Here is a 2,353-nt window from a genome sequence, read left to right on the forward strand (position 1 = left end):
CTTCATCTTCTGTACCTGGAGAAGCCAATTCTACTACTAAAAAAGGATTGACTTCCTCTTGCCAAATTACATAACTCAAGCGCAACTCTTGCAAATTTGTACTGCGTCTTGCACCTAGAACCAAAAACCAATCTGGTCGTTTATACCACTGGGTATGTTGGCGATCGTAGTAGAGATTGATATCCTTGGCAATAAAATAATCCTCCCGAAGATGGTGTGGAGATTGACAAGTTTGGGTTAGCAAATTCGGTTGAAAATCATGAAATTCATCGGGCAAACCAGGTTCCTCCGGATCTTCGCTAGGCAAATCGTACATAGTGGGCAGAGATTTCTGCTTGAGGTAGGAAGGTTGAAGTTGAACCATGAGAAAAAGGTCAAGACACTTTAAAAACAAGTATACTTTAAAGATAAAGAAAAATCGATAGAAATAGTACAATTTCCCGTTAAGCCGATGAATTCAGATATTGCTCTCGGATCGGTGATTCAAGGTTCCTTGAGTCAAGGTTTAGAAGTGCGTTTGCATCCCGATATTTCCGTGGAGGATATGCGCGTTGGGAAATTCTTAGTTGTAGAAGGGACGCGATCGCGCTTTTTCTGTTTGTTAACGGATGTTACCTTGGGAACCTCTACCCCGAGAATTTTTAGCAATCCTCCTTCCCCTCAAGATAGCTTTTTACGGGAAGTTTTAGCGGGAAGCGGCACTTATGGCATGGTGACATTATCTCCCATGCTCATGTTTACCCCAGAAAGTCAGGGAATTGTTGATGTAGAAAATACTTCTCTTTCCTCTTTTCAAACCAATAGTAACAGCGATGCGGTACTGCTTCCTGTTAAAACAATTCCTAACCATTTTAGCCAAGTTTTTGATGCCAGCGAACGAGATTTTCGCATTGTTTTCGGCTGGGAAGATGACCCGCAACGTAAGAATTTTTCCGTCGGTCAACCTCTCGATATGGATGTTCCGGTTTGTATTAATTTAGACCGTTTTGTAGAACGCAGTAACGGCATTTTTGGCAAATCTGGAACGGGGAAATCTTTTTTAACCCGCTTGTTACTTTCAGGGATAATTCGCAAGCAAGCCGCAGTTAATTTGATGTTTGATATGCACTCAGAATATGGCTGGTATGCGATGAAAGAAGGTAAGAATGTCAGTACGGTTAAAGGGTTAGCACAACTCTTTCCAGGACAGGTTGAAATATATACTCTAGATAGTCAAGGCACTAAACGTCGAGGTGTTTCTAGCGCCCAGGATCTCTTCCTCAGTTACGATCAAATTGAAATGGAAGATTTGCGTTTAGTGGCCTTTGAATTGGGGCTTTCTGATGCTAGTATTGATAATGCCAATATCCTCGCCTCAGAATTTGGTAAGTCATGGATAGTACAATTATTAAATATGACCAATGAAGATATTAAAGAATTATGTGAAACTAAGCAAGGTCATCCTGGTTCAATTATGGCATTACAACGGAAGTTAATGCGTTTTGATAATTTAAAATATATGCGTCCCGTTTGCGCCCATAATTATATCGATCGCCTTCTAGAATCCCTCAACGCAGGTAAGCACGTTATTATTGAATTTGGCTCTCATTCTAATATGCTTTCTTATATGTTGGTGACGAATATGATCACTCGTCGCATTCATAGTAGTTATGTTAAAAAAGCTGATAACTTTTTGCGAACGAGAAACCCTCAAGATCGTCCTCAACCTTTAGTTATTACCATTGAAGAAGCACATCGTTTTCTCGATTCGGCGATCGTTCATCAAACTATTTTTGGTACGATCGCCAGGGAAATGCGGAAATATTTTGTCACCTTATTAGTAGTCGATCAGCGTCCTTCTGGAATCGATCCTGAAGTCATGTCTCAAGTAGGAACTCGCGTCACTTGTTTGTTAAACGATGAGAAAGATATTAACGCTATTTTTACAGGAGTTTCTGGAGGTCAAGGACTGCGATCGGTTTTAGCTAAATTGGATTCTAAACAACAGGCTTTAATTTTAGGTCATGCAGTACCCATGCCTGTTGTTGTGAGGACTCGTCCCTATGATAGCGATTTTTATCGGGAAGTTGGCGATACAGATTGGAAAGAAAAAACAAATGAGGAGGTATTAGTTGCAGCAGAAAATGGAAAGGCAGATTTGGGTTACTAATACTAAATGGACGTTGCCAGCAACGGGGTGCATCTCAGTTTTGTAAAAATAGCGAGCAAGATGCTCGCACTACCCCCCCCATTATGGTTTATTGTAGTGGGAGCGTCTCGCTCCCTAGCTCTAATTATTCGCTCCCTAGCTCTAATTATTCGCTCCCTAGCTCTAATTATTCGCTCCCTAGCTCTAATTATTCGCTCCCTAGCT

2 protein-coding genes are annotated in these 2,353 nt (G+C 41.1%); one reads left to right on the plus strand and one right to left on the minus strand.

The window, feature by feature from the left end:
• The coding region (locus tag JUI58_RS01420) for a Uma2 family endonuclease (RefSeq protein WP_204101958.1) at nt 1–364 on the minus strand (364 nt) is incomplete at its 3' end.
• An 87-nt stretch (nt 365–451) separates the two neighbouring features.
• On the opposite strand from JUI58_RS01420, the gene JUI58_RS01425 reads away from it, so the two are divergent.
• Entirely contained in the window at nt 452–2,149 is a 1,698-nt protein-coding gene (locus JUI58_RS01425) for an ATP-binding protein (RefSeq protein ID WP_204101959.1), read from the plus strand.
• The last annotated feature ends 204 nt before the right edge of the window (nt 2,150–2,353 follow it).

This window comes from Spirulina sp. CCY15215, from assembly GCF_016888125.1.
GTDB lineage: Bacteria > Cyanobacteriota > Cyanobacteriia > Cyanobacteriales > Spirulinaceae > CCY15215.